23 protein-coding genes are annotated in these 20,775 nt (G+C 68.5%); 13 read left to right on the plus strand and 10 right to left on the minus strand.

Features of this window, described 5'->3' with window-relative positions:
- Positions 1-40: 40 nt before the first annotated feature.
- Entirely contained in the window at positions 41-355 is a 315-nt protein-coding gene (locus tag E8A74_RS40900; RefSeq protein ID WP_136934553.1) for a hypothetical protein, read from the plus strand.
- Positions 356-463: 108 nt separating this feature from the next.
- On the plus strand, positions 464-2,365 hold the full coding sequence (ftsH, locus tag E8A74_RS40905; RefSeq protein WP_136934554.1) for an ATP-dependent zinc metalloprotease FtsH: 1,902 nt from the start codon (positions 464-466) through the stop codon (positions 2,363-2,365).
- On the opposite strand, the gene E8A74_RS40910 is transcribed toward ftsH, so the two are convergent.
- Positions 2,260-2,730, minus strand: a complete 471-nt coding sequence (locus E8A74_RS40910; RefSeq protein WP_136934555.1) for a hypothetical protein — start codon at positions 2,728-2,730, stop codon at positions 2,260-2,262. The two genes, ftsH and E8A74_RS40910, sit on opposite strands and share 106 nt — an antisense overlap.
- A 198-nt stretch (positions 2,731-2,928) precedes the next feature.
- Here E8A74_RS40910 and E8A74_RS40915 point away from each other — a divergent pair, with 198 nt between their 5' ends.
- From E8A74_RS40915 to E8A74_RS40950, 8 genes are all read left to right on the plus strand, one after another.
- Positions 2,929-3,687, plus strand: coding sequence for a class I SAM-dependent methyltransferase (locus tag E8A74_RS40915; protein WP_136934556.1), 759 nt, complete (start codon positions 2,929-2,931; stop codon positions 3,685-3,687).
- Positions 3,688-3,821: 134 nt separating this feature from the next.
- Entirely contained in the window at positions 3,822-4,316 is a 495-nt protein-coding gene (locus E8A74_RS40920) for a chemotaxis protein CheW (protein WP_232379969.1), read from the plus strand.
- Entirely contained in the window at positions 4,313-5,815 is a 1,503-nt protein-coding gene (locus E8A74_RS40925) for a CheR family methyltransferase (protein ID WP_136934558.1), read from the plus strand. Before E8A74_RS40920 ends, E8A74_RS40925 begins: the two co-directional genes overlap by 4 nt.
- A 27-nt stretch (positions 5,816-5,842) precedes the next feature.
- Positions 5,843-7,324, plus strand: coding sequence for a CHASE3 domain-containing protein (locus E8A74_RS40930; RefSeq protein WP_136934559.1), 1,482 nt, complete (start codon positions 5,843-5,845; stop codon positions 7,322-7,324).
- 124 nt (positions 7,325-7,448) lie between these two features.
- Positions 7,449-8,039: a chemotaxis protein CheW gene (locus E8A74_RS40935; protein ID WP_136934560.1), complete on the plus strand. Its 591-nt coding sequence runs from the start codon at positions 7,449-7,451 to the stop codon at positions 8,037-8,039.
- Positions 8,040-8,061: 22 nt separating this feature from the next.
- Entirely contained in the window at positions 8,062-10,137 is a 2,076-nt protein-coding gene (locus tag E8A74_RS40940; protein ID WP_136934561.1) for a hybrid sensor histidine kinase/response regulator, read from the plus strand.
- On the plus strand, positions 10,134-11,318 hold the full coding sequence (gene cheB, locus E8A74_RS40945) for a chemotaxis-specific protein-glutamate methyltransferase CheB (protein ID WP_136934562.1): 1,185 nt from the start codon (positions 10,134-10,136) through the stop codon (positions 11,316-11,318). The genes E8A74_RS40940 and cheB overlap by 4 nt, the downstream gene beginning before the upstream one ends.
- A gap of 29 nt (positions 11,319-11,347) precedes the next feature.
- Positions 11,348-12,442, plus strand: coding sequence for a response regulator (locus E8A74_RS40950; RefSeq protein WP_170229760.1), 1,095 nt, complete (start codon positions 11,348-11,350; stop codon positions 12,440-12,442).
- A gap of 362 nt (positions 12,443-12,804) precedes the next feature.
- Here the strand turns inward: E8A74_RS40950 and E8A74_RS40955 are convergent, their stop codons facing one another.
- Genes E8A74_RS40955 through E8A74_RS40965 form a run of 3 tightly spaced genes read right to left on the minus strand, consistent with a single transcriptional unit; the run spans position 12,805 to position 14,020 of the window.
- Entirely contained in the window at positions 12,805-13,281 is a 477-nt protein-coding gene (locus tag E8A74_RS40955) for a DUF6968 family protein (RefSeq protein WP_420814235.1), read from the minus strand.
- Positions 13,282-13,283: 2 nt separating this feature from the next.
- A complete protein-coding gene (locus E8A74_RS40960; protein WP_136934565.1) occupies positions 13,284-13,523 on the minus strand; it encodes a hypothetical protein in 240 nt (79 codons plus the stop codon).
- A complete protein-coding gene (locus E8A74_RS40965) occupies positions 13,520-14,020 on the minus strand; it encodes a hypothetical protein (RefSeq protein WP_136934566.1) in 501 nt (166 codons plus the stop codon). The genes E8A74_RS40960 and E8A74_RS40965 overlap by 4 nt, the downstream gene beginning before the upstream one ends.
- 426 nt (positions 14,021-14,446) lie before the next feature.
- Here E8A74_RS40965 and E8A74_RS40970 point away from each other — a divergent pair, with 426 nt between their 5' ends.
- Positions 14,447-15,169: a hypothetical protein gene (locus E8A74_RS40970; RefSeq protein WP_136934567.1), complete on the plus strand. Its 723-nt coding sequence runs from the start codon at positions 14,447-14,449 to the stop codon at positions 15,167-15,169.
- Complete coding sequence (locus E8A74_RS40975) at positions 15,100-15,639, plus strand: DUF6968 family protein (RefSeq protein ID WP_136934568.1); 540 nt, start codon at positions 15,100-15,102, stop codon at positions 15,637-15,639. The genes E8A74_RS40970 and E8A74_RS40975 overlap by 70 nt, the downstream gene beginning before the upstream one ends.
- 372 nt (positions 15,640-16,011) lie before the next feature.
- On the opposite strand, the gene E8A74_RS55715 is transcribed toward E8A74_RS40975, so the two are convergent.
- From E8A74_RS55715 to E8A74_RS41000, 6 genes are all read right to left on the minus strand, one after another.
- A complete protein-coding gene (locus E8A74_RS55715) occupies positions 16,012-16,137 on the minus strand; it encodes a hypothetical protein (protein ID WP_269749923.1) in 126 nt (41 codons plus the stop codon).
- Between the two features lie 32 nt (positions 16,138-16,169).
- On the minus strand, positions 16,170-16,685 hold the full coding sequence (locus tag E8A74_RS40980; protein ID WP_136934569.1) for a DUF6968 family protein: 516 nt from the start codon (positions 16,683-16,685) through the stop codon (positions 16,170-16,172).
- Between the two features lie 5 nt (positions 16,686-16,690).
- Positions 16,691-17,392: a hypothetical protein gene (locus E8A74_RS40985; RefSeq protein ID WP_136934570.1), complete on the minus strand. Its 702-nt coding sequence runs from the start codon at positions 17,390-17,392 to the stop codon at positions 16,691-16,693.
- A 106-nt stretch (positions 17,393-17,498) separates the two neighbouring features.
- A complete protein-coding gene (locus E8A74_RS40990) occupies positions 17,499-18,551 on the minus strand; it encodes a DUF6968 family protein (protein WP_170229761.1) in 1,053 nt (350 codons plus the stop codon).
- Entirely contained in the window at positions 18,479-18,769 is a 291-nt protein-coding gene (locus E8A74_RS40995; RefSeq protein WP_136934572.1) for a hypothetical protein, read from the minus strand. The genes E8A74_RS40990 and E8A74_RS40995 overlap by 73 nt, the downstream gene beginning before the upstream one ends.
- Positions 18,770-18,814: 45 nt before the next feature.
- On the minus strand, positions 18,815-19,198 hold the full coding sequence (locus E8A74_RS41000) for a hypothetical protein (protein ID WP_136934573.1): 384 nt from the start codon (positions 19,196-19,198) through the stop codon (positions 18,815-18,817).
- A gap of 643 nt (positions 19,199-19,841) precedes the next feature.
- Between E8A74_RS41000 and E8A74_RS41005 the strand changes: the two genes are divergently transcribed.
- Positions 19,842-20,720: a hypothetical protein gene (locus E8A74_RS41005; protein WP_136934574.1), complete on the plus strand. Its 879-nt coding sequence runs from the start codon at positions 19,842-19,844 to the stop codon at positions 20,718-20,720.
- The last annotated feature ends 55 nt before the right edge of the window (positions 20,721-20,775 follow it).

Here is a 20,775-nt window from a genome sequence, read left to right on the forward strand (position 1 = left end):
GCGGGTCGCGCGCGCGGCGGTCTTCTGGTACGCTCGGACCATGAAGAACTTGCTCCTTTCCGCGATCCGTCCGCTCTTTCTGCTCACCCTCCTCGCCGCGGCGTTGCCCGCGTGCCGCACCGACGCCGAGGCCGTCTGCGACTACAAGTGCGAATGCGAGGGCTGTAGCGCCATGCAGCTCGACGATTGTTATCGCCACACCGACAACGAAGCCTTCGAGTCCGACCGCCGCGGCTGCCTCGATTACTGGGACGAGCTCCAGGCGTGCGAATACGACACCGGGCGCTGCGGCGGCGCGGATTGGTCGACGAGCTGCAAGAACGAAAGGGAGCGCTGGGACAACTGCAGGAAGTGACGCGCGCTCGTCCGCTTCCCCGGAGGGCCCTGGCCGCTCCCTGTCCAAGGAAAGCATGGGCGCAAGCGGGTTGCCGGGACACCACGCCGTCTCCATGCCCCCCTCGGAATGCCCGAGGTCAACCCAAAACAACGCACGTGGAGCTGGCTTTTCTATGCGTTCCTGATCGTCGCGGCGCTCGCGTTTTCGGGCGTCTTCGGGCCCACGGGCGCGCGCACGGTGCCCTACGACGAGGCCGTGCGCCTCGTCCAGCAAGGGCGCGTCGAATCCGCCTCGATCACGGCCGAGGACGTCGTCCTCCGGCTGAAGCCAGAAGGCGCGCCGCCCACGGAGCCCACGAAAAAACCGCCGAACCTCCTGCCCACGCCCTCCGCCAAAGGCGAGGAGGTGCGCACCGGCCGCATCCCCGGCGTCGAGCAAGAGCCGCTCGTCGACGCCCTGCTCACGCGCAACATCGCCGTCGACGCGCGGCCCTCGCGCACGCCGTTCTGGGTCATGGCGCTCTGGTGGATCGTCCCGCTCATCGCCATCAACCTCCTGTTTTTCGCGGCGTTCCGACGATCGGCCGGGGGCGGCGTGGGCGGGCCGCTCGGGCTCACCCGCGCGAAGACGCGGCTCTACGACCGCGCGGGGCGCGAGCCGGTCCGCTTCTCCGACGTCGCCGGCGTGGACGAGGCCAAGGACGAGCTCGTCGAGGTCGTCGACTTCCTCAAGCACCCCGCGCGCTACCGGGCGCTCGGCGGGCGCATCCCGCGCGGGATCCTGCTCGTCGGGCCGCCGGGGACCGGAAAAACCCTGCTCGCGCGGGCCGTGGCCGGCGAGGCCGAGGTGCCGTTTTTCTCGCTCAACGCGAGCGAGTTCGTGGAGATGTTCGTCGGCCTCGGCGCCGCCCGCGTCCGCGACCTCTTCAACGAGGCCCGGAAAAGCGCGCCGTGTATCGTGTTCATCGACGAGGTCGACGCCGTCGGCCGCAGCCGCGGCGGCCTCGGCGCGCTCGCCACCCACGACGAACGCGAGCAGACCCTCCAGCAGCTCCTCGCCGAGCTCGACGGCTTCGATCCACGCGCCACCGTCATCCTGATGGCCGCGACGAACCGGCCCGAGGTCCTCGACCCCGCGCTGCTCCGGCCCGGTCGTTTCGATCGGCAGGTGATCGTCGATCGGCCCGATCTCGCCGGGCGAGAGGCGATCCTCGCCGTGCACGCGCGGAGGCTGCCGCTCGGGGGCGACGTGGACCTCGGCGCGGTCGCGCGGCGCACGCCCGGCATGGCCGGCGCGGATCTCGCGAACATCGTGAACGAGGCCGCGCTCGCCGCGGCGCGCAGGAGCGGCACGGAGATCACGCAAGCCGACTTCGAGGACGCGCTCGACCGCGTGCAGCTCGGCCTGCGCCGCCGCGGCCTCATGATGACGCCCGGCGAGCGGCGCCGCGTCGCCGTGCACGAGGCGGGACACGCGCTCGTCGCGCTCGCCTTGCCCGAGGCCGATCCCGTGGAGCGGGTGTCGATCGTCGCGCGCGCGGTCTCGCTCGGCGTGACCATCCAGGTCCCGCGCGACGAGCGGCACGTGCTCACCGAGTCCGAGCTCGAAACGCGCGTGATGGTGCTGCTCGGCGGCCGGGCGGCCGAGGAACTCTGCCATGGATCGCCGTCGACGGGCGCGCACGACGACCTCGGGCGGGCGACCGCGCTCATGCGGGAGATGATCACGCGCTTCGGCATGAGCCGTCGGCTCGGGCTCCCCGCGCTCACGCGGAACGTGGGCGCGCCGCTGCTCGGCGTGATGCAGGAGGAGCGGATGTGCAGCGACGAGACGGCGCGCGAGATCGACGAGGAGGTGCGCGACCGGCTCGCCGAGCTCTTCGGTCGCGCGAGGAGCTTGCTCGAAGGCCGGCGCGCGGGCCTTCAGGCGGCGGCGGACGCGCTCGTCGCCCGCGAGACCTTGACGGGGTCCGAGCTCGCGCGCATCGCGGACGAGGCGAACGCGCGCGAGCGACCGGGCGCGGCCTGAGCGCGGAGGGCCTGGAGCAGCCCGACGACGCCGAGGGCGAGGAGCGGGTATCCGGCCAGGAAAAAGGCCGAATCGCCGACGAGGAACCCGACGAGCAGCATCATCAGCACGATGCACACGCCCGCTTGCGCTTGGTCGCGGTAGGACAGGCGCGGATCGACGGCCGCGAGGCCGACGGCGACGACGCTCGCCGCGACGGAGCCGATGGAGCCGGCGATCATGACGCCGAGCCCGCCGCGGCCGATGATCACGGCGCCGAGGCCGACCGCCGTGAAGACGCCCGCGAGGACGAGATCCTTTCGGGGCGAACCCTGCGTGGCCTGCCCTTCCCGCGCCGATTCCATGCGCTCCATGAACGTCCCCACGGTGCACCTCGCGTGCCCGCCCGGACCCAGCGAGAAAACATGGGGCCATGACCTCGCGCGCCGCGCGAGAATCGCGAAAAACTCACGCTAGGAAGGCGCGCGGATTGCGCGTCATGCGCACCGTTTGCGTTTCGAATACGGCGCGAGGGCATGATATCGTTACGCAACGAAAGCACGTTCGAGGAGCTTGCAATGTCGATGTCCGACCATGTCGCGAAGAACAAGGCGTACTGGAACCGTATCGCCGCGGAATACCAGCAGCAGCACGCCGATCAGCTCGGCATCGTGGAGCCGACGTGGGGCGTGTGGGGCATCCCGGAGCGCGAGCTCGGGCTCCTGGGCGACGTCGCGGGCAAGGACGTGCTCGAATTCGGCTGCGGCGCCGCGCAGTGGTCGGTGGCGCTCGCGCGGCGCGGGGCGCGCATGACGGGGCTCGACCTGTCCGACGAGCAGCTCCGCCACGCGCGCGCGCTCGTCGAGCGGGAGGGCGTCTCCGTGACGCTCGTGCAGGGCAGCGCCGAGGCGGTGCCCCTGCCGGACGCGAGCTTCGACCTCGTGTTCTGCGATCACGGGGCGATGACGTTCGCCGACCCGCACAAAACCGTCCCGGAAGCGGCGCGGCTCCTGCGTCCGGGCGGGATGTTCATCTTCAACATGGCGACGCCGCTGCTCTACCTCGCCATCGACAAGGCCACGGATCTGGTGGGGCCCGCGCTCGTGAACGATTACTTCGGCATGAAGGCGTGGGAGGAGGACGACGGCTCGACATCGTTCCAGCTCCCGTACGGCGAGTGGATCCGGCTCTTTCGGCGCGCGGGGTTCGTGGTCGAGGACCTCGTCGAGATCCGTCCGCCGGCGGACGCCAAGACGACCTACGAAGGGTATGTCCCGCTCGAATGGGCGCGGAAGTATCCGGCAGAGCACGTCTGGAAGGTGCGACGCGAGCCTGGGCGTTGAAACGCCATCGCGCCGACACTTCACCAGCCATTCGCCGTTTCACCAGATAGGGCTCGTCGACGCGTTGACGCCGGGAAAACGCCCGATATCCGCTTTACAAGCGATGTCGGCGCGTGCGATGGAGGAAGATGACCATGGAGAATCCCACGGGTCGACGCAGCTTTTTGCTCGTCCGGGCGCGCTCCTGGATTTGCGCGTTGCCCGCGTCGTCGGTCATCGAGACGATGCGCCCGCTGGCGATCGACCCCCTCGCGCACGCGCCGCGCTTCGTCGCGGGCCTCTCCGTGGTCCGCGGCGAGATCGTGCCCGTCGTATCGCTCTCGGCCGTCCTCGGGGAAGGCGGCGAGCGGGCAGAGGCACGGCGGCTCGTGCTGGTGCGCGCGGGGGAGCGGCGAATGGCGCTGCTCGTGGAAGACGTGGTGGGCATCGAGGAGCTCGACGAGGCGCGCCTCGATACGCTGCCGCCTCTGCTCGGCGAGGCGCTGCCCGCGGAGGTCGAGCGCCTGGGCGTGCTGGATGGGCGGGCGCTCGCGGTGCTCGACGCCGCCCGCCTGCTCCCGGAGGCCGTGTTCGCCTCGCTCCCGAGCGCCGATTCCCTTGCCACCGCCTTGCCACCGCCGCCGCGATGAACGCCCCGCGTGACGCCAAGGGGATCGAGGACCTCATCGAGGCCCGCTTCGGCCTCGCGCCCTCGGGCTTTCAGCGCGACCGCATCGAGATGATCCTCGGCGAAAAACCGGCGCGCAGCGGCGGGCCGATCCCGCTCGAACGCCTGGTCGAGGCGGTGACGGTCGGCGAGACCTATTTCTTTCGCGAGCCGATGCAAATCGACGCGCTCGTGCGGCGGGTGCTGCCCGAGCGCGCGCTCGCGGGGGCGCGCGGGCGCAAGCTCCGGATTCTCTCGGCGGGCTGCTCCTCCGGCGAGGAGCCTTATACGATGGCCATCGCGACCGACCTGGCCACGCCGGAGCTCTCGTCGCTCCTGTCGATCACGGGGCTCGACGTGAACGGGGCCGCAATAGAAAAGGCCCGGCGGGCGCGGTATTCGTCCTGGGCCTTGCGCGGGGCCTCGCAGCCGATCCGCGATCGGTTTTTCAAGAAAGACGGCGAGGCGTTCGTGCTCGATCCGCGCATCCAGAGCCGCGTCGTCTTCGAGGAGGGCAACCTGCTCGAAGTGCTCGCGCGCTTGCCGGAGGCCACGTACGACGTCGTCTTTTGCCGCAACGTGCTCATCTATTTCTCGGAGCGCGCGCTCCGCCGGGCGCTCGCGGGGTTTGCCCGGGCGCTCCTCCCGGGCGGCTATCTCTTCCTCGGTCACAGCGAGTCGCTGCGCGGGATCTCCGACGAATTCGAGCTCGTCCACGAGAACGACGCGTTTTATTACCGCGCGAAGAGCCCGAACGTATCCCCGGCTGCGACGACGATCGCGCCGCCCGCGCCCCGGCTGCTGCCCGAGCCCCCGATCCGCGCGCCCTTGCCCACGCCCGCGGAAGGGGCGTTCTCGTGGGCGGAGGAAATCCAGCGCGCGTCAACGCGGATCGCCCGGATCGCAGAGACGCGGGAGGTCGGGGGCGCGGCGGCGGGCGCGCCAAAGGCGAGGGCGGCGGAGGGGCCTTCGGCGCTCGCGCGCGTGCTCGATCTGCTCGAAGCGGAGCGGCATGACGATGCGCTCGTCGTGGTGACGGCCGCGGGCCCGGACGCGCCGCCGGAGCTCGAGCTCTGCCGGGCGGCCATTTACGGGGAAAAAGGGCGATTGCGGGACGCGGAGCGCACGCTCGGCGCCCTGCTCGCGCGGGGGCAATGCGAGACGGGCGCGCATTACCTGCTCGGGCTCCTGCGCGAGAACGAGCGCGACATCGAGCGGGCGGCGTGGCATTACCGCGAGGCAAAGCGGCGGGATCCTCATTTCTCGCTGCCGCGCCTGCGGCTCGGCATGGTGCTCCGGCGCGAGGGGCACGGCGCGAGCGCGCGCGTCGAGCTCGAACAAGCGCTCGTGTTGCTCGAACGCGAGGATCGCGCGAGGATCGTGATGTTCGGTGGGGGGTTTCGAAGGGAAGTGTTGCTGGAGCTGTGCAAGGCCCAGCTCGACGCGCTGGGCGTCCCGAAACGGGATTCGACGCGCGCGTGATCAGCATCGAGGAAGGAGGCGGGGCTCGTGGGTAAGTCATGGACGGTCGGACAGCAAATCGCAGCGGGGTTTTTGCTCCCGCTCCTCATCCTGATCACGCTCGGCACGTTTTCGTACCGGAGCACGCAGCGGCTCCTCGCGACGACCGAGGCCGTCACGCACGCGCACGAAGAATTGACCGGTTTGTCGGGTTTCCTCTCGGCGCTCGACGAGACCGAGACGGGCAAACGAGGCTTCGTGATCACGGGCCGCGAGGATTTCTTGCAGCCCTATTACACGGGAAAAAAAGGCGTCGGCACCGAGCTCCGGCAGCTCGAAGAGCTCTTCCGTGACGACGCGGACCAAAATGAGCGCGTCAAACACCTCCGGCCCCTCGTGGAGGAGCGCCTGCGCGAGATCGACGAGACGATCGACGCGCGGAAGAGCCTCGGGTTCGACGCGGCGCTGAAGCTCGTGCTCGAAGGCAATGGCCCGAAGGTGATGGAGCAGATCCGGCGGATCGTGGCCGAGATGAAGACCCACGAGCAAAAGCTCCTCACCGAGCGGAGCACCGAGGCGAAGCAGGCCGCCGCGTGGCTGAGCCAGATCCTGATCTTCGGCACGCTCGCGGCCGTGCTGATCGTGGCGGGCGTGGCGGTGTTCGTGACCCGCGGCCTCGGGGCGCGGATCGGCGCGGCCGTGCAGCACATCCGGAGCGCGGCGGCGGAGCTCGAAGCGGCCGCGACCCAGCAGGTCCGGGGCGCCAAAGGCCAGGTCTCCGCCGCGACCGAGGTGAGCACGACCGTGCGCGAGCTCGTCACGACCTCGCGTCAAATCTCGGAGAGCGCGCAGCGGGTCACGCAGGTCGCGAGCGAGACGGCGCTGGCCGCGAAGGGCGGCAACCAGACCGTCGAGGGCGCGCAGGGCGCGATCGACACGGTGCGGCGGCAGGTCGATCAGATCGTCACGCACATGCTCGATCTGGGGCGCAAATCCCAGGAGATCGGCGGGATCCTCGACATCGTCTCGGAGCTCAGCGAACAGACGAACATCCTCGCGATCAACGCGACGATCGAGGCCGTCGGCGCGGGCGAGTCGGGGCGGCGGTTCGGGGTCGTGGCGGGCGAGATCCGCAAGCTCGCGGATCGCGTGGGCGGTTCGGCGAAGGAGATCCGCCGGCTCATCGAGGAGATCCGGGCCGCGGCGAACACGACCGTGATGGCCACCGAGGACGGCGCGAAGGCCGTGGAGGCCGGGACGCGCCGGTTCGGCGAGGTGGCGCAGAGCTTCCGGCGGATCGTCGAGTACGTGGGGTCGACCGCCGAGGCGTCGCGCGAAATCGAGCTGAGCACGAAACAACAAACGAGCGCGATGGAGCAGGTGGCCTCCGCCATTGCGGACGTCGCGCAGACCGCGCGCGAAAGCGAGACCGGTTCGTCGCAGACATTGAACACCGCGTCGCAGCTCTCGGGGTTGTCCGGGGACCTCGTGCGTCTCATCCGACAACGACAAGAGGAGCAGGCGGCGTGATCCGGGTGCCCGCGGCGAAGGAGAAAAGCAAAAAACGAGCGGGGATGGGCGGAGGCGAGGGATTGTACGGGCCCGAGGGCCCGTGGTACCTTCGTGAATCCATTTTACGGGTCGAGGGGGCGCGATGAGCGTTCGGTCGCAAGAACGGGACAAGCCGGGCGATGGGGCGCCGCTTCCCGAAAGCGCCATTGCAGCGGTGCGACACGTGGCGGAGCTGCGCCACGCATTCGACGCCTCGTTCGCCGCGCCGCCCCGCCACGCCGAGCAGTCCGGCGAGCTCGTCCTCGCCATTCGAGCGGGCGGCCAGGGCTACGCGATCCGGCTGTCCGACATCGACGGCGTCCACGAGTGCCGCAGGGTGGTGCCCCTGCCCGGGAGCCCGCCGGGCCTGCTCGGGATCACGGGGATCCGCGGGCGGCTCTTCGCCGTGCACGCGCTCGGGTCGCTGCTCGGCCTGCCGATGTGGACCGAAACGCCGCGCTGGCTCTTGATCGCGGGCGGCGACGAGCCCGTGGCCCTCGGCGTCGCGTCGATCGAAGCCTGCCTCGAAGTGAACCCGGCCGATCTCCTGCCCGCCCTTTCGACGAAGGACGGCGCGGGGCACATCCGCGAGATCGTCACGCTCGCTGGGCAAACACGCGGCGTCCTCGTCCTCGAATCGCTCGTCGCGCTCGCAAAGCAGCGGGCCGGAGAGCGCCGCGAGGAGGCGCCATGAGCGCGCCCCGGGAGAATCGGCGATGAATGAGCTCGAGGACTATTTCCGGGACGAGGCGAACGAAATCGTCGAAGGGCTCACGCGGGACCTGCTCGCGCTGGAGAAAAACCCGACCGATACGTCGATCCTCGCCCGCAGCCTGCGGCTCGCGCACACGCTGAAAGGCGCGGCGCGGGTGGTCCGGCAGACGCGCATCGGCGAGATGGCGCATACCATCGAGGACGCGCTCGCCCCGTTCCGCGACGGCGAGGAGACGATCACGAGCGATTACGTGAGCGACCTCCTGCGCATCCTCGAACGGATCCGCGAGGAGACCTCGAAGCTCGGGGCCAAGCCCGCGCACGCCTCCCCGGCCGAGGGCAAGGGCGGGAGCAAACCCCCGTCCGCGCCGATCGACGATCGCCTGGAGACCGTGCGCGTCGACATCGCCGACATGGACGCGCTGCTCGAAGGCCTGTCCGAGGCGTCCATCCAGATTGGCCCGCTGAACGGCGGCCTCGTCGCGCTGCAACACGCGCTGCGGCTCGCGAGCCTCTTGCGGGAGGAGCTCGAGCTCGGACAAGCCGTCGGGGAGCGCGGGCGCGGCACGCGGCTCGGGGCGACGATCGCCGAGATCACGCAGAGCCTCGTCCACGCCGAGCGGGACATCGGCGCGGGGCTCGGCCGGATCGAGCGCGAGCTCGGCGAGGTGCAGTCGCGTGCGGCGACGCTGCGGCTCCTGCCGGTGGGCGCGATCCTGGGCACGCTGGAGCTGACAGCGCGCGACACGGCCGATGCGCTCGGCAAGAGCGTGAACTTTTCGGCGCGCGGCGGCGACGTGCGGCTCGAAGGGCACGTGCTCTCGGCGGTGCGTGATGCGCTCCTGCACGTGATCCGCAACGCGGTGGATCACGGCATCGAGGCGATCGAGGATCGGATCGCCTGGGGCAAGCCGGAGGCGGGCCGCATCCACCTCGACATCGAGCGGCGCGGCCGGCGGGTGGCGTTCCGCTGCAGCGACGACGGGCGCGGGATCGACGTCGCGGCCGTGCGGCAAGCGGCCGTGCGTCGTGGCTTCGCCTCGGGCAACGAGGAGCTCGACGAGGAGGCCACGCTCGCCCTGGTGTTCCGCGCGGGGCTCACGACGGCCGCGGAGGTGACGGAGATCTCGGGGCGCGGCGTGGGGCTCGACGTCGTGCGCGAGGTGGCGAGCCGCCTGCGCGGATCGGTGCAGCTCTCGAGCAAGCTCGGCGAGGGCACGACGATCGAGATCGAGGTGCCGGTGTCGCTCTCGTCGATCCCGGTGCTCTCGGTGATGTTCGGCGGATCGACGGCGCTCGTGCCGCTCGACGCCGTGCGCGGCACGCGGCGCGTGACCGCGGCGGAGCGGCTGCAAGGGCCCGATGGAGAGCGGATCCTGTTCGGCGATCGGGCCGTCCCGTTCACGCCGCTCGGCGAGGTGCTCGCGCCCGAGGGCGAGGGGCACGCTCTGCCGCAGGCGTGCTCGGCGGTGATCGTGCAGTCGGGCGAGGCGTGGATCGCGCTCGGCGTGGATCGGCTGCTCGGCACGATGGAGGTCGTGTTGCGGCCGCTGCCGCCGGGCGCGGGATCACCGGCCGCCGTGGCGGGCGCGGCGTTCGACGCGCAGGGTGATCCGATGCTCGTGCTCGACCCGCCTGCACTCGCGCGGACGGGCGCGCGCCAGGGGGGAACGGCGCCTGCGACCTCACGCGCCGCGCCGAAGCGGCTGCCGATCCTGGTCATCGACGACTCGCTCACGACGCGCATGCTGGAGCAGAGCATCCTCGAATCGGCCGGCTACGAGGTGGAGCTCAGCGCGTCGGCGGAGGAGGGCCTGCACAAGGCGAAGGCGCGCAGGTACGGCCTGTTCATCGTGGATGTCGAGATGCCAGGCATGAACGGCTTCGAGTTCACGGCGACGACACGCGCGGATCCGGCGCTCCGCGACGTGCCCGTCATCATCGTCACCTCGCTCGCCACCACGAAGGATCGCGAGAAGGGGAGCGCAGCGGGCGCCTCGGCGTACATCGTGAAGGGGGAGTTCGACCAGAAGCACTTCGTCCGGAAGGTCGCCGAGCTTCTGGGGGCGGCCTCATGACCAAGACACGCGTGCTCGTCATCGAAGACTCGCTCACGGTGCGACGCCGGCTCGTCCAGGCGCTCCGGGCCGATCCCGCCTGCGAGGTGGTCGGCGAGGCCGAGGACGGCGCGCGGGGCATCACGCTCTGCGAGTCGCTCCGTCCCGACGTCGTCACGCTGGATCTGATCCTGAAGAACGGCACCGGCGTCGAGGTCACGGAGCACATCATGGCGTTTTGCCCGACGCCGATCGTGATCGTGTCGGCCTCGTTCAACCGCCGCGACGTGATCAAGACCTACGACGCGCTGCGGGCCGGCGCGCTCGAGGTGATCGAGAAGCCGACGGGCGACGAGCCCGATGAGGACTGGTCGCGGCGCTTCGTCGAGACGGTGAAGCTCGCCGCGAAGATCCGGGTGATCACGCACCCGCGGGCCAAGCTGAAGTCGAACCCGGCCTTGCCGCCGGCCCCGCCGCCGAGCCCTTTGCGCGCGCGCACGCCCGAGCGTTCGCCCGAGCGGATCCCCGAACGTTCGCCCGAGCGGATCCCCGAGCGTTCGCCCGCGCGCATCCCCGCCGCGCCCTCGCCGACGTCGCTCGCCGAGACGGGCATGTCCCCCTCGATCATCGCGATCGGCGCCTCCACCGGCGGGCCGGGCGCGCTCGTGCAGATCCTGCGTGAGCTGCCCGAGACCTTCCCGCTCTCGGTGCTGCTCGTGATCCACATCGGTCAGCCCTTTGGTCGAGCGTTCGCCGATTGGCTCGACGGCATGGTGCCGCTCCCCGTCCTGGAGGCGAAGCACGGCGAGCCTCTGCCTCCGCCGGGCGCGGGGCGCATCTTGATGGCGCCGCCCGAGCGTCACCTCGTCGTGCGCGCGGGGCGGCTCTGGCTCGACGACGGCCCCGAGCGGCACTCGTGCAAGCCCTCGGTCGACGCCTTGTTCGAGTCGGTCGCCGCGGAGATCGGTCGGACGGCGATCGGCTGCCTGCTCACGGGGATGGGCAAGGACGGCGCGCTCGGCCTCCTGGCGATGAAGCGCGCCGGCTCGACGACGCTCGTCCAGGACGAGTCCACGTCGGTCGTCTTCGGCATGCCGCGGGAGGCGATCCGGCTCGGCGCCGCCAGCCGGATCCTCCCGGTCGGCGACTTCGGGCGCACCCTGCTCGCACTCGGTCGCCCGGTTCGAGGTGGAAACGTGTAAAAGGTAGTTTGGGGGAAATGGGGGATTCGATGAAACCACATGTCCTCGTGGTCGACGACAGCCTTACCGTTCGGATGGATCTACGCGGCGCCCTCGCGGCCGCGGGCTTCGCGGTCACCGCCTGCGAGTCCAAACGCGAAGCGGAGAAGGCCCTCCGCGAGCGCGCCTTCTCCCTCGTCGTGCTCGACGTGATCCTGCCCGACGGGAGCGGCATCGAGCTGCTCGGCGCGATCCGCGCGAGCGCAGAGCTCGCTCGGCTTCCGGTCCTCCTCCTCTCGACCGAGGCCGAGGTGCGCGACCGCGTGAAAGGGTTGACCACGGGCGCCGACGAGTACGTGGGCAAACCCTACGACATCACCTACCTGGTCCGCCGCGCGCGCTCGCTCTGCGAGCGGACGAGCGGCGAGGAGACCGGACCCGTCGCCGGTGCGCGCCGCATCCTCGCCGTCGACGACAGCCCCACGTTCCTCACGCAGCTCGCGTGCAAGCTGCGCGAAGACGGCCACGACGTCGTGCTCGCGCGCTCCGGCGTCGAGGCGCTCGAGCTGCTCGCGGTGCAGTCGGTCGACTGCGTGGTGCTCGACCTCGTGATGCCCGACGTCGACGGCATCGAGACGTTGCGCAGGCTCCGGCGTTTGCCCGGCCGCGAGTCCACGCCGACGGTCATGCTCACGGCGAGCGAGGATCCCGCTGTCGCGCGGCGCGCCACGGACGCGGGCGCCTCCGAGTTCGTCCACAAGAGCGTGGACCTCGATGCGGTGCGCGCGAAGATCCGGAGCCTCCTGCGCAACCGTCGCGCCGCGCAGACCACGACACCCCCTGCGCGCGCGTCGAGCGTCGAACGATCGCCTCCATCGCGCCCGAACGGCCCGGTCTCGGAGAGCCCCCTGCTCCTGCGCGTCGTCGCGGCGATGGGGCTCGCGCCCATGCTCGCGCGCAGCGTGCTCACGAAGGCTTGTGCGCGCGCCGGCGTCGACGCGGGCGTGCTCGGCGTCGAGGGCTTGAAGCGTGCTCTGCCGGCCCTCCGCGACGCGCTTCAGATGTTCTACCCGGCCGAGGAGGCGCAGCGCCGCGCGCAGATGATCGCGGTGTTGATCACGCCCGCGGATCATCCGGAGGCGTGAGCTACGCCGGGTAGGTTCGTTCAAACCCGAACCCGCAGCTCGACGCCTGTGATGTCCTCGCGGAGCATCTCGCGCATCGGATCCTCATCTCGGTGGCTCATCACCAGCGCGACGATGCCCTATCCGGCACGCGCGGGCGGTCGTCCTCCAGCGTGGGATGGACGATCCTGGCCGAACAGCCGAGGGGCACGAGCGCCGCCGTCGCGCAACCGAGGAGCCCGAACGAAAGAAGGGTTCCTACGCGCGGGAGGCCATCGCCTCCATGCGATCAGAGCGCTTGCACTCTGTCAACGAGGTGCGTGTCCGCCGCTCACGGGGCGTCGCCCCCGCGAGGTGGGGGAGCACGTGCCGCACGGGGAGAGTCATTCCGTCCGCGGCTTCGCCCGCGCCTTGCGACGCGCCTCTCGACGCTCGTGGCGCTCGCGAATGGGACGGACGAGTTCCTCGATCTCCGCTTGGATCATTTTTTCCATACGTTGTTCAAACGCGAGGCCAAATCCCGAGGGCATAGTCATCTGAAAACCAGTATCATTTTCCGAATCCTCAGGAAATCCCTCCCATCGAAGCGGAACGCCGCTCTGCACGAGCTTGCAGCGAATGCCTATCAGAGCATTTTGGAGCGCCGCCATCGAATCGATGCTTTTGCCAAATTGAATCGAGTCATCACCCAGTCCCAGGATGGCGAAGGGGCATCTCCACACCTCGTCGCCAGGGGGTAATTCAGGAGAACCGATGCGGACCACGACGACGCCCCCGACGGCATCACGTCGCTCGAGACGGCGCTCGGCAATCCATCGCGCTTGTTTCGCTTTTGAGGTGTTTTTTACGCTGGCAGGCATATTCAATGTTTCTTGAACCGGTTAAAGCACCAGTTGCGCTTCATTTGCTCGCTCCGCAGAGTTTTGTCCCAGCATTCGCCGGCATCCGTGGAATTCGTCATATCATTGCACAGATTCTCCCACATCACGCCGCCGGCCGCGGCCGCGTCGAGGCAGCGATTCAAGTTCGGCTTGGGCCGCCGCCTCCGAGCCGCCTCCATGAGGTCCTCATTCTTGCCAATCTCCACCGACGCGGCGATCACGACGACGATGGGGCCCGCCTCGATCCCGCCTCGATGATGAGGTCCGCAAGCGCGATCGCCACGGCCACGAGCACCCCGGGGTTGCCCACGAGCCCACGCTCGGCCGTCGGCGGGCCGTCCCCAGGCGCGGACGATTCGGACAGGCGCAACTTGCGCAGCCGGAGCAGCTCCTCCGGGACGGTCATGCCTCGCAGCGCGATCCGCGTGCACGCCGCGAGGTCCGCGTGGGGCACGCCCTTCGATTCCACATCGACCACGCCGCCCTCTTCATCGACCTTCACCGCGACGTCGAACGTGTAGTACCCCCGGGGAAGGTCGCCACCGAACTCGTCGACACATTCTCGCAGGCGCTCCGCGATGGCATCCGGCACGCGCGGGCGGTCGTCCTCCAGCGTGGGATGGACGATCCTGGCCGAACAGCCGAGCGGCACGAGCGCCACCGTCGCGCAGCCGAGGAGCCCGAACGAGAGGAGGGCTCGTACACGCGGAGAGCCCATCGCCTCCATGCGATCAGAGCCCTTGCACTCTGTCAACGAGGTGCGTGTCTGCCCTCACCGGGCGTCGCATCCCGAACTCCATGTTGCCGGAGTTTTACCGGGACCGCAAGGGAGGTTCGTCCAGGGAGCCGACGCGGAACCACCGCCGCCCGTCTAGGCTCGAACGACAGCGGCTCCGCGTCGGCTTCCGAGGACAACCCTTACCGGAGACCAACGAGGCTGTCGAGCTTCGAGGACAAACCGGTGCGCCGTGGGCCATTGCGCGTCGCGAGGCTGCGCCGCGCGTCGAGAGCACTCCGAGGGCTGCGCCGTCGAGCATGACGCCCGTAAGCGTGGCGGAGCAGGCTCACCAAACTTGCTCTTCGGTGTTCTAAGCCAGTAGCCTTCTCGGCCAGCGACGGCCGAGCGACGGCCGAGCGAGAGATCATGTCGAAGGTCAACGTCTGGATCGAGGGGATGTTTTTCGCGTGCCTGACGATGGCGGTTGTCGCGTTTGGCTGTGCGAGCAATATCGAATATCCTCCGCTGAAACAGGCGCCGATCGTCGAAGGGCCACACGCGCCGAACAAAACCATCGCGCGCCTGCGATGGTGCGTCGAGGAGTACGGCGGAGACCTGGGTGGACGAAGCTTCGAGTTTGACTATGACGTGAAGGTCGACGAAGAGGGGCGGGCGGTCTCTGTGACGTCGGACGTGTTGAATGCCGATTTCGATGGGTGCACGCGGGCGGCGCTCCGGGCGATGGAGGTGCCGCCGGAGCTTTTGCTGACGTGGATGTCGCGGCCGCTCGCCCGGGGAGACGGACAGACGAACGCGGCGCGGGGGCTCGCCGGCAATGTCCTCGTCATCGTGGGGGTGGTCGTCAAGCTGGCCCCCATCATCATCGAAGCGGCCGGGGTGACGATCCTGTTTACGATCACGCTGGCGATCGCCGACGAGGTCATCGAGGCGATTCGGAAGTATCGGCCCAATCCGAACCTGAACCGCTGCCTGGATGCTGCCGCGGGTGGCGAATCTATGTGGAAGGAGTTTTGTCGAGCAGTAGCGGAAAAATTGCCGGACCCATACGATGCGCAGGAATGCTGGAGCAAGACATCAATGAGCGAACAAGAGAAGCGGAACTGGTGCCGGAATCTATTCGGAAATTGAATATGTCCACTGGTGCAAAAACCACGCCGAAGGCCAAACGAATACGATGGATTGCCGAGCGCCGTCTTGAGCGACGCGACGCCGCCGGGGGCATCGTCGTGGTCCGTATCGGTTCTCCCGAATGGCCTCCTGGCGCCGAGGAGTGGAGATGCCCGTATGTCATCGAGGGATTGGGCGATGACTCGATTCGATTTGCTCACAGCAACGAGTCCATGGCAGCGCTCCAAAACGCCATTCAAGGCATTCACTACGACCTTGAGCGGAGCGGGATTCCGGTTCGATTGGAAGGGGCTAGAAAAGACTACACGGGGTTTTCCCCGTTCGTAACATGGACGTACGGGCGCGCGTTTCAACAACGGCTCGAAAAAATTCTCTTGGACGAAGAAACGAAGCTCGTCCAGGCCAAGTGCGAGCGCCGTGAACGTCAAGAGGCTCGCCGCAAGGCGAGGAAAAAGCCGCGCACCGAATGAAGCGATGACCGCGGTATCAAAGGAATCACCTTCCTGGTCTCCTGAGTCCCGTGCCGTCGAGCACGACCGCCCCCCGGGGAAAGTCGCCACCGAACTCCTCGACGCATTCTCGCAGACGCTCCGCGGTGGCGTCGGGGACACGCGGGCGGTCGTCCTGCTGCGCCAGTTGTCTGACCGTGGCCCCGCAGCCGAGCGGCACGAGCGCCACCGTCGCGCAACCGAGGAGCCCAAACGAGAGGAGGGTTCGTACGCGCGGAGAGGCCATCGCCTCCATGCGATCAGAGCCCTTGCACTCTGTCAACGAGGTGCGTGCCCGCCCTCACCGGGCGTCGCGCCCGCGAGGTGGGGGAAGCACTTGCCGCACGGGAAGAGTCATTCCGTCCGCGGCTTCGCCCGCGCCTTGCGGCGCGCCTCTCGACGCTCGCGGCGCTCCCGCTCCTCGCGCTCGCGCGTGGGCGCGGGAAGCTTCGCGACTTCATCGAGGATCATTTGTTCCATGCGTCGTCGAAACGCGGATGGCGGTCATCGCTTCATTCGGTTCGCGGCTTTTTCCTCGCCTTGCGGCGAGCCTCGTAACGTTCCATTTGCTCGTAAAAGGGCCGCAAGCGCTCCGAGATGGCCGCGTCGATCGCGTTGATCACCTCTTCCATCCGACGATCAAATTCGACCCCGTAGCCCGTGGGCACTTGTACGGGGAGACCAAACGTCTCCTCCTGGGTCCTTTCCCAGCGAAGGGGGGTGCCGTGCCTCTTGAGGAGCACGTGGATGCTACGAAACGCGTTTTTCAGCGCATCCATCGAGTCGACGCCGTATCCGAAAAGCGGAGCATCCTTATCAAGACGAAGGTCTTCGATCTGGGTCAGATCAAGCCCCTCGATTTGAAGTGGGCATCTCCAAACTTCGCCATGGGCGCTCTTGATGGGGTCGGGTTCCGGGCACCCAATGCGAACGACAACCCGGCCCGGTACGTCGAGTCGCGTGTATTCACGCTCGGCGATCCATGAAGGCGGCAGCTTTTTCACAGGGGTCTTCGACTTGGCTTTCATGCGTTTCACCATCTCCTGAACTTGGCATAACACCAGCCTCTTTTGTGTTGTTCGCTCTCAGGGCCCTCTCCCCAGCACGGGCTGCCGGGATGTCCCTCGCCGATCGAGCGGCAAAACTCCTCCCACATATATTTGCCCCCCGCAGCGGCGTCGAGGCAACGATTCAGGTTCGGCGGGGGCCTCCTCCGCGCCACCTCCGCGATCTCCAGCGAAGCGGCCACAACGACGATGACGTAGGGGCCCACTTCGATCGCGAGGTCCGCGAGGGCGACCACCACGAGCACGAGCGCCGCGGCGTTCCCGACGAGCCCCCGCTCGGCCGTCGTCTGCCCATTCGCTGGCGCGGACGCTTCGGACAGGCGCAGCTTGCGCAACCGGAGCAGCTCCTCCGGCACCGTCATCCCTCGCAGTGCGATCCGCATGCAGATCGCGAGATCGGGATGGGGCACGCCTTTGCTCTTGACATCCACCACGCCGCCCTCCTCGTCGACCGTCACCGTCGCGTCGAACGTGTAGTAGCCGCCCCCGAGCTCGCCACCGAGTTCGTCGACACACGCCCGCAGCCGCTCCGCGGTGGCGGCAGGGACACGCGGGCGGTCGTCCGCGGGATAGCGGATCGTGGCCCCGCAGCCGAGCGGCACGAGCGCCACCGTCGCGCAGCCGAGGAACCCGAACGAGAGGAGGGTTCGTCCGCGCGGAGAGCCCATCGCCTCCATGCGATCAGAGCCCTTGCACTCTGTCAACGAGGTGCGTGCCCGCCCTCACCGGGCGTCGCGCCCGCGAGGTGGGGGAGCACTTCGCGCACGGGAAGAGTCATTCCGTCCGCGGCTTCGCCCGCGCCTTGCGGCGCGCCTCTCGACGCTCGTGGCGCTCGCGAATGGGACGGACGAGCTCCTCGATCTCCGCTTGGATCATTTGTTCCATGCGTCGTCGAAACGCGAGGCCATAACCTCGGTCCGTGTCCATGGGAAAACCCGTGTCATTTTCCTCAAGCCCCTGCAACGCCCATCGAAGGGGCACCCCGCTCTGCTCGAATGTGCAACGAATGCCCCGCAGGGCGTTCTGGAGCGACGCCATCGAATCGCCACCATGACCAAAATGAATCGAATCGTCGTCCCCCAGCCCCAGGATCGTGAAGGGGCATCTCCACACATTTTTGCGAGAGGGTAGCTCGGGAGCACCCATACGAACCAGGACGATGCTCCCGACGGCATCACATCGCGCGAGACGGCGCTCAGCGATCCAGCGTGTTCGTTTGGATTCGGAGGTGGTTCTGGGTGGAGCAGGCATGTTCACGTCCCGGACCTGGGGATCTTTTCGCGCCTTCGCCGCCCGCGCCTTGCGGCGAGCCTCGCGGCGCTTCTGCTCCTCGCGCTCGCGCGTGGGCTCGGCGAGCTTGGCTTCTTCATCGAGGATCATTCGTTCGATACGTTGTCGAAACGCGAGGCCATAACCCGCGTCCGTATCCATGGGAAAACCCGTGTCGTTCCCAGCGTCGTCATCAAACCCCTCCCATCGTAGCGGAATGCCGGTCTGCTCGAACGTCCAGTAGATGCCCCTCAGGGCATTTTGGATAGCGGCTATCGAGTCGACGCTGTGAGCAAACTCGATCGAATCGTCACCCAATCCCGAAATCATGTAGGGACATCTCCACTCCTCGGCGGCAGGGGGCCATTCAGGATGACCGACGCGCACCACGACGAGGCCCCCGACGGCGTCACGTCGCTCGAGGCGACGCTCGGCCATCCAGGGTATTTGTTCTGCTTCTGCGTTTGTCATTGTAGGCTTGGACATCACCAGTACCCGAATTTTTCGTTGCACCAGCCGCGCCTGTCCTGTTCGCTCAACTTCGTCTTGCTCCAGCATGTCGCACGGTCGATGTCGTTGGGAATCGTGTTGCAGAAGTTCTCCCAAAGCGCACCACCCGCCGCAGCCGCGTCAAGGCAACGGCTCAAGTTCCGGTTGGGCCGCCGCCTCCGAGCCGCCTCCATGAGGTCCTCATTCTTGCCAATCTCCACCGACGCGGCGATCACGACAACGATGGGGGCCGCCTCGATGATGAGGTCGGCGAGGGCGATCGCCACGGCCACGAGCGCGGGGTGGCCGACGAGCCCCCGCTCGGCCGGCGCCTACCCGTTCGCAGGCGCGGACGTATCGGACAGGCGCAGCTTACGCAGCCGGAGCAGCTCCTCCGGCACGGTCATCCCTCGCAGCGCGATCCGCATGCAGACCGCGAGCTCCGGAGAGGGTACGCCTTTTCCCTTGACATCCACGACGCCGCCCTCCTCGTCGACCTTCACCGTCGCGTCGAACGTGTAGTACCCCCCTCCGAGCTCGCCACCGAGCTCGGCGACACACGCCCGCAGCCGCTCCGCGGTGGCGGCAGGGACACGCGGGCGGTCGTCCGCGGGATAGCGGATCGTGGCCGACGCGCAGCCGAGCGGCACGAGCGCCAGCGTCGCGCAGCCGAGGAGCCCGAACGAGACGAGGGTCCGTACGCGTGGTGAGGCCATCGCCTAGAGGCGATCAGAGCCCTTGTACTCTGTCAACGAGGTGCGTGTCCGCCCTCACCGGGCGTCGCACCCCGGTGCGTTCCCCCCGACGTCGAGCTTGCAGCCATCGACCCGTGTTTTCCCGGCATTTCCCGCGCCGACATGCCGCAAATCGTCCCGCGACGCGTCGCCCTGCCATTTCGGACGTTCGAACGGCCCGACACACCGCTTGCCCTCCCGCTTCGCCCGATCACTCCGCATACGCGCTGCTTTGCCGAGTGTCGTTGCGCGTCTGAACCGGCACGTCGACATTTCACCGCCTCCTCATGCGCGCCGGGGCCGCTTCGTAACCCGCTTGGAATGTCGCCTCGAACGCCGTGCGCGGCCCCGCGCGCGCTCGCGCCACGACTTCCGTCGTCCCGAGCGCCCACGCAAGCGCTCGCGCCGCCATTCCACGCGCCCGCGGCACGCCCGTCGACGTTGCGACCTCACGTCCGGCGCCCGAACCGCCCCTGCGACGCGTTGCAACGCCGCTTCAGCCGGCTCGAACGCCCCCGCAAACCGTCGCCGAGGCGTTCGAGCCCTCCCACGCAGAGGACGGCGGCGTCGCCGGGCGGTCTCTGCCCTTGACGCCCAGGATGCGCGATCTCTAGCATCCGCCACCATGGTTGGAATCAAGACCCTCCCCGAAACAGCGACCACGACGACCGGCGAGACCCATTTCCGCTTCATGGCGTCCCGCGTCCGGCGCAACCCCCACACGCTGGCGTTCGTCGCCGAGGTGGATGCATTCGAGCCGCGCATCGAGGCCGCCATCGCCGAGGAGAGGAACCTGCTCGCAGCCGAGGCCTCCGCCGCCGCGGCCGTCCAGTTCGCGGATCACGACCTCGATGATTCGGTCGATTTCGTCTGGGCCAACGTGGAAAAGGGCTCGCTCCTCGCGCAACGGCTCTTCGGGGATCTGCGGCCCAGCGAATTGAAGCGCCCCACGCTCGGCGGGCAGCTCGATATCATGAAGACCTGGCCCGAAGCCCTGGTGGAAGCCGACAAAGCCGTGCTGAAGGACCACGCCCCCGTGGTCGCCGCGCGCGCGCAGGCCGGCGCAATGGCCGCGGAGGAGAAGAAGAGCGCAACGCAAAAGCTCGTCGATTTCCGCACGATCGGCACCCGCGTGAAACTGAATCAGGATCACAACGGATTGCGGAAGTCCCTCCACGGGAAGCTCGGCGAGGTCCAGCACGCGCACAAGCTCGGCGCCGGATGGGCAGAGTCGTTCTTCCTGCAAGAGTCCGCCGAAGAGCTGACGTTGCCCCAGCTCGACAAGAAGATTGGCGCGGCCACGGCGGAGCTCGACGCGCTGACGAAGCAGCGGGAAGCGCTCGTCGCGCAGGAGGCGAGGCTCGCCGCCCAGCGGGCGCAGGCCGAGAAACGAGAAAAGAAGGCGAAGCTCGACGCGCTCCAGAAGCTCAAGGCCGACCTCGCGGCGCAAGAGGCGGCCCTGCTCGCCGAGCTCGCCGAAGGCGACGCGTCGACGAAGTCGTAGCCACGGTAGGGCTTGACAATCGCCTCCGTTTCCGTTTCCGCCTCCGCTCCTTCGC

Origin of the sequence: Polyangium fumosum, assembly GCF_005144585.1 — a bacterium.
GTDB classification, from domain to species: domain Bacteria; phylum Myxococcota_A; class Polyangia; order Polyangiales; family Polyangiaceae; genus Polyangium; species Polyangium fumosum.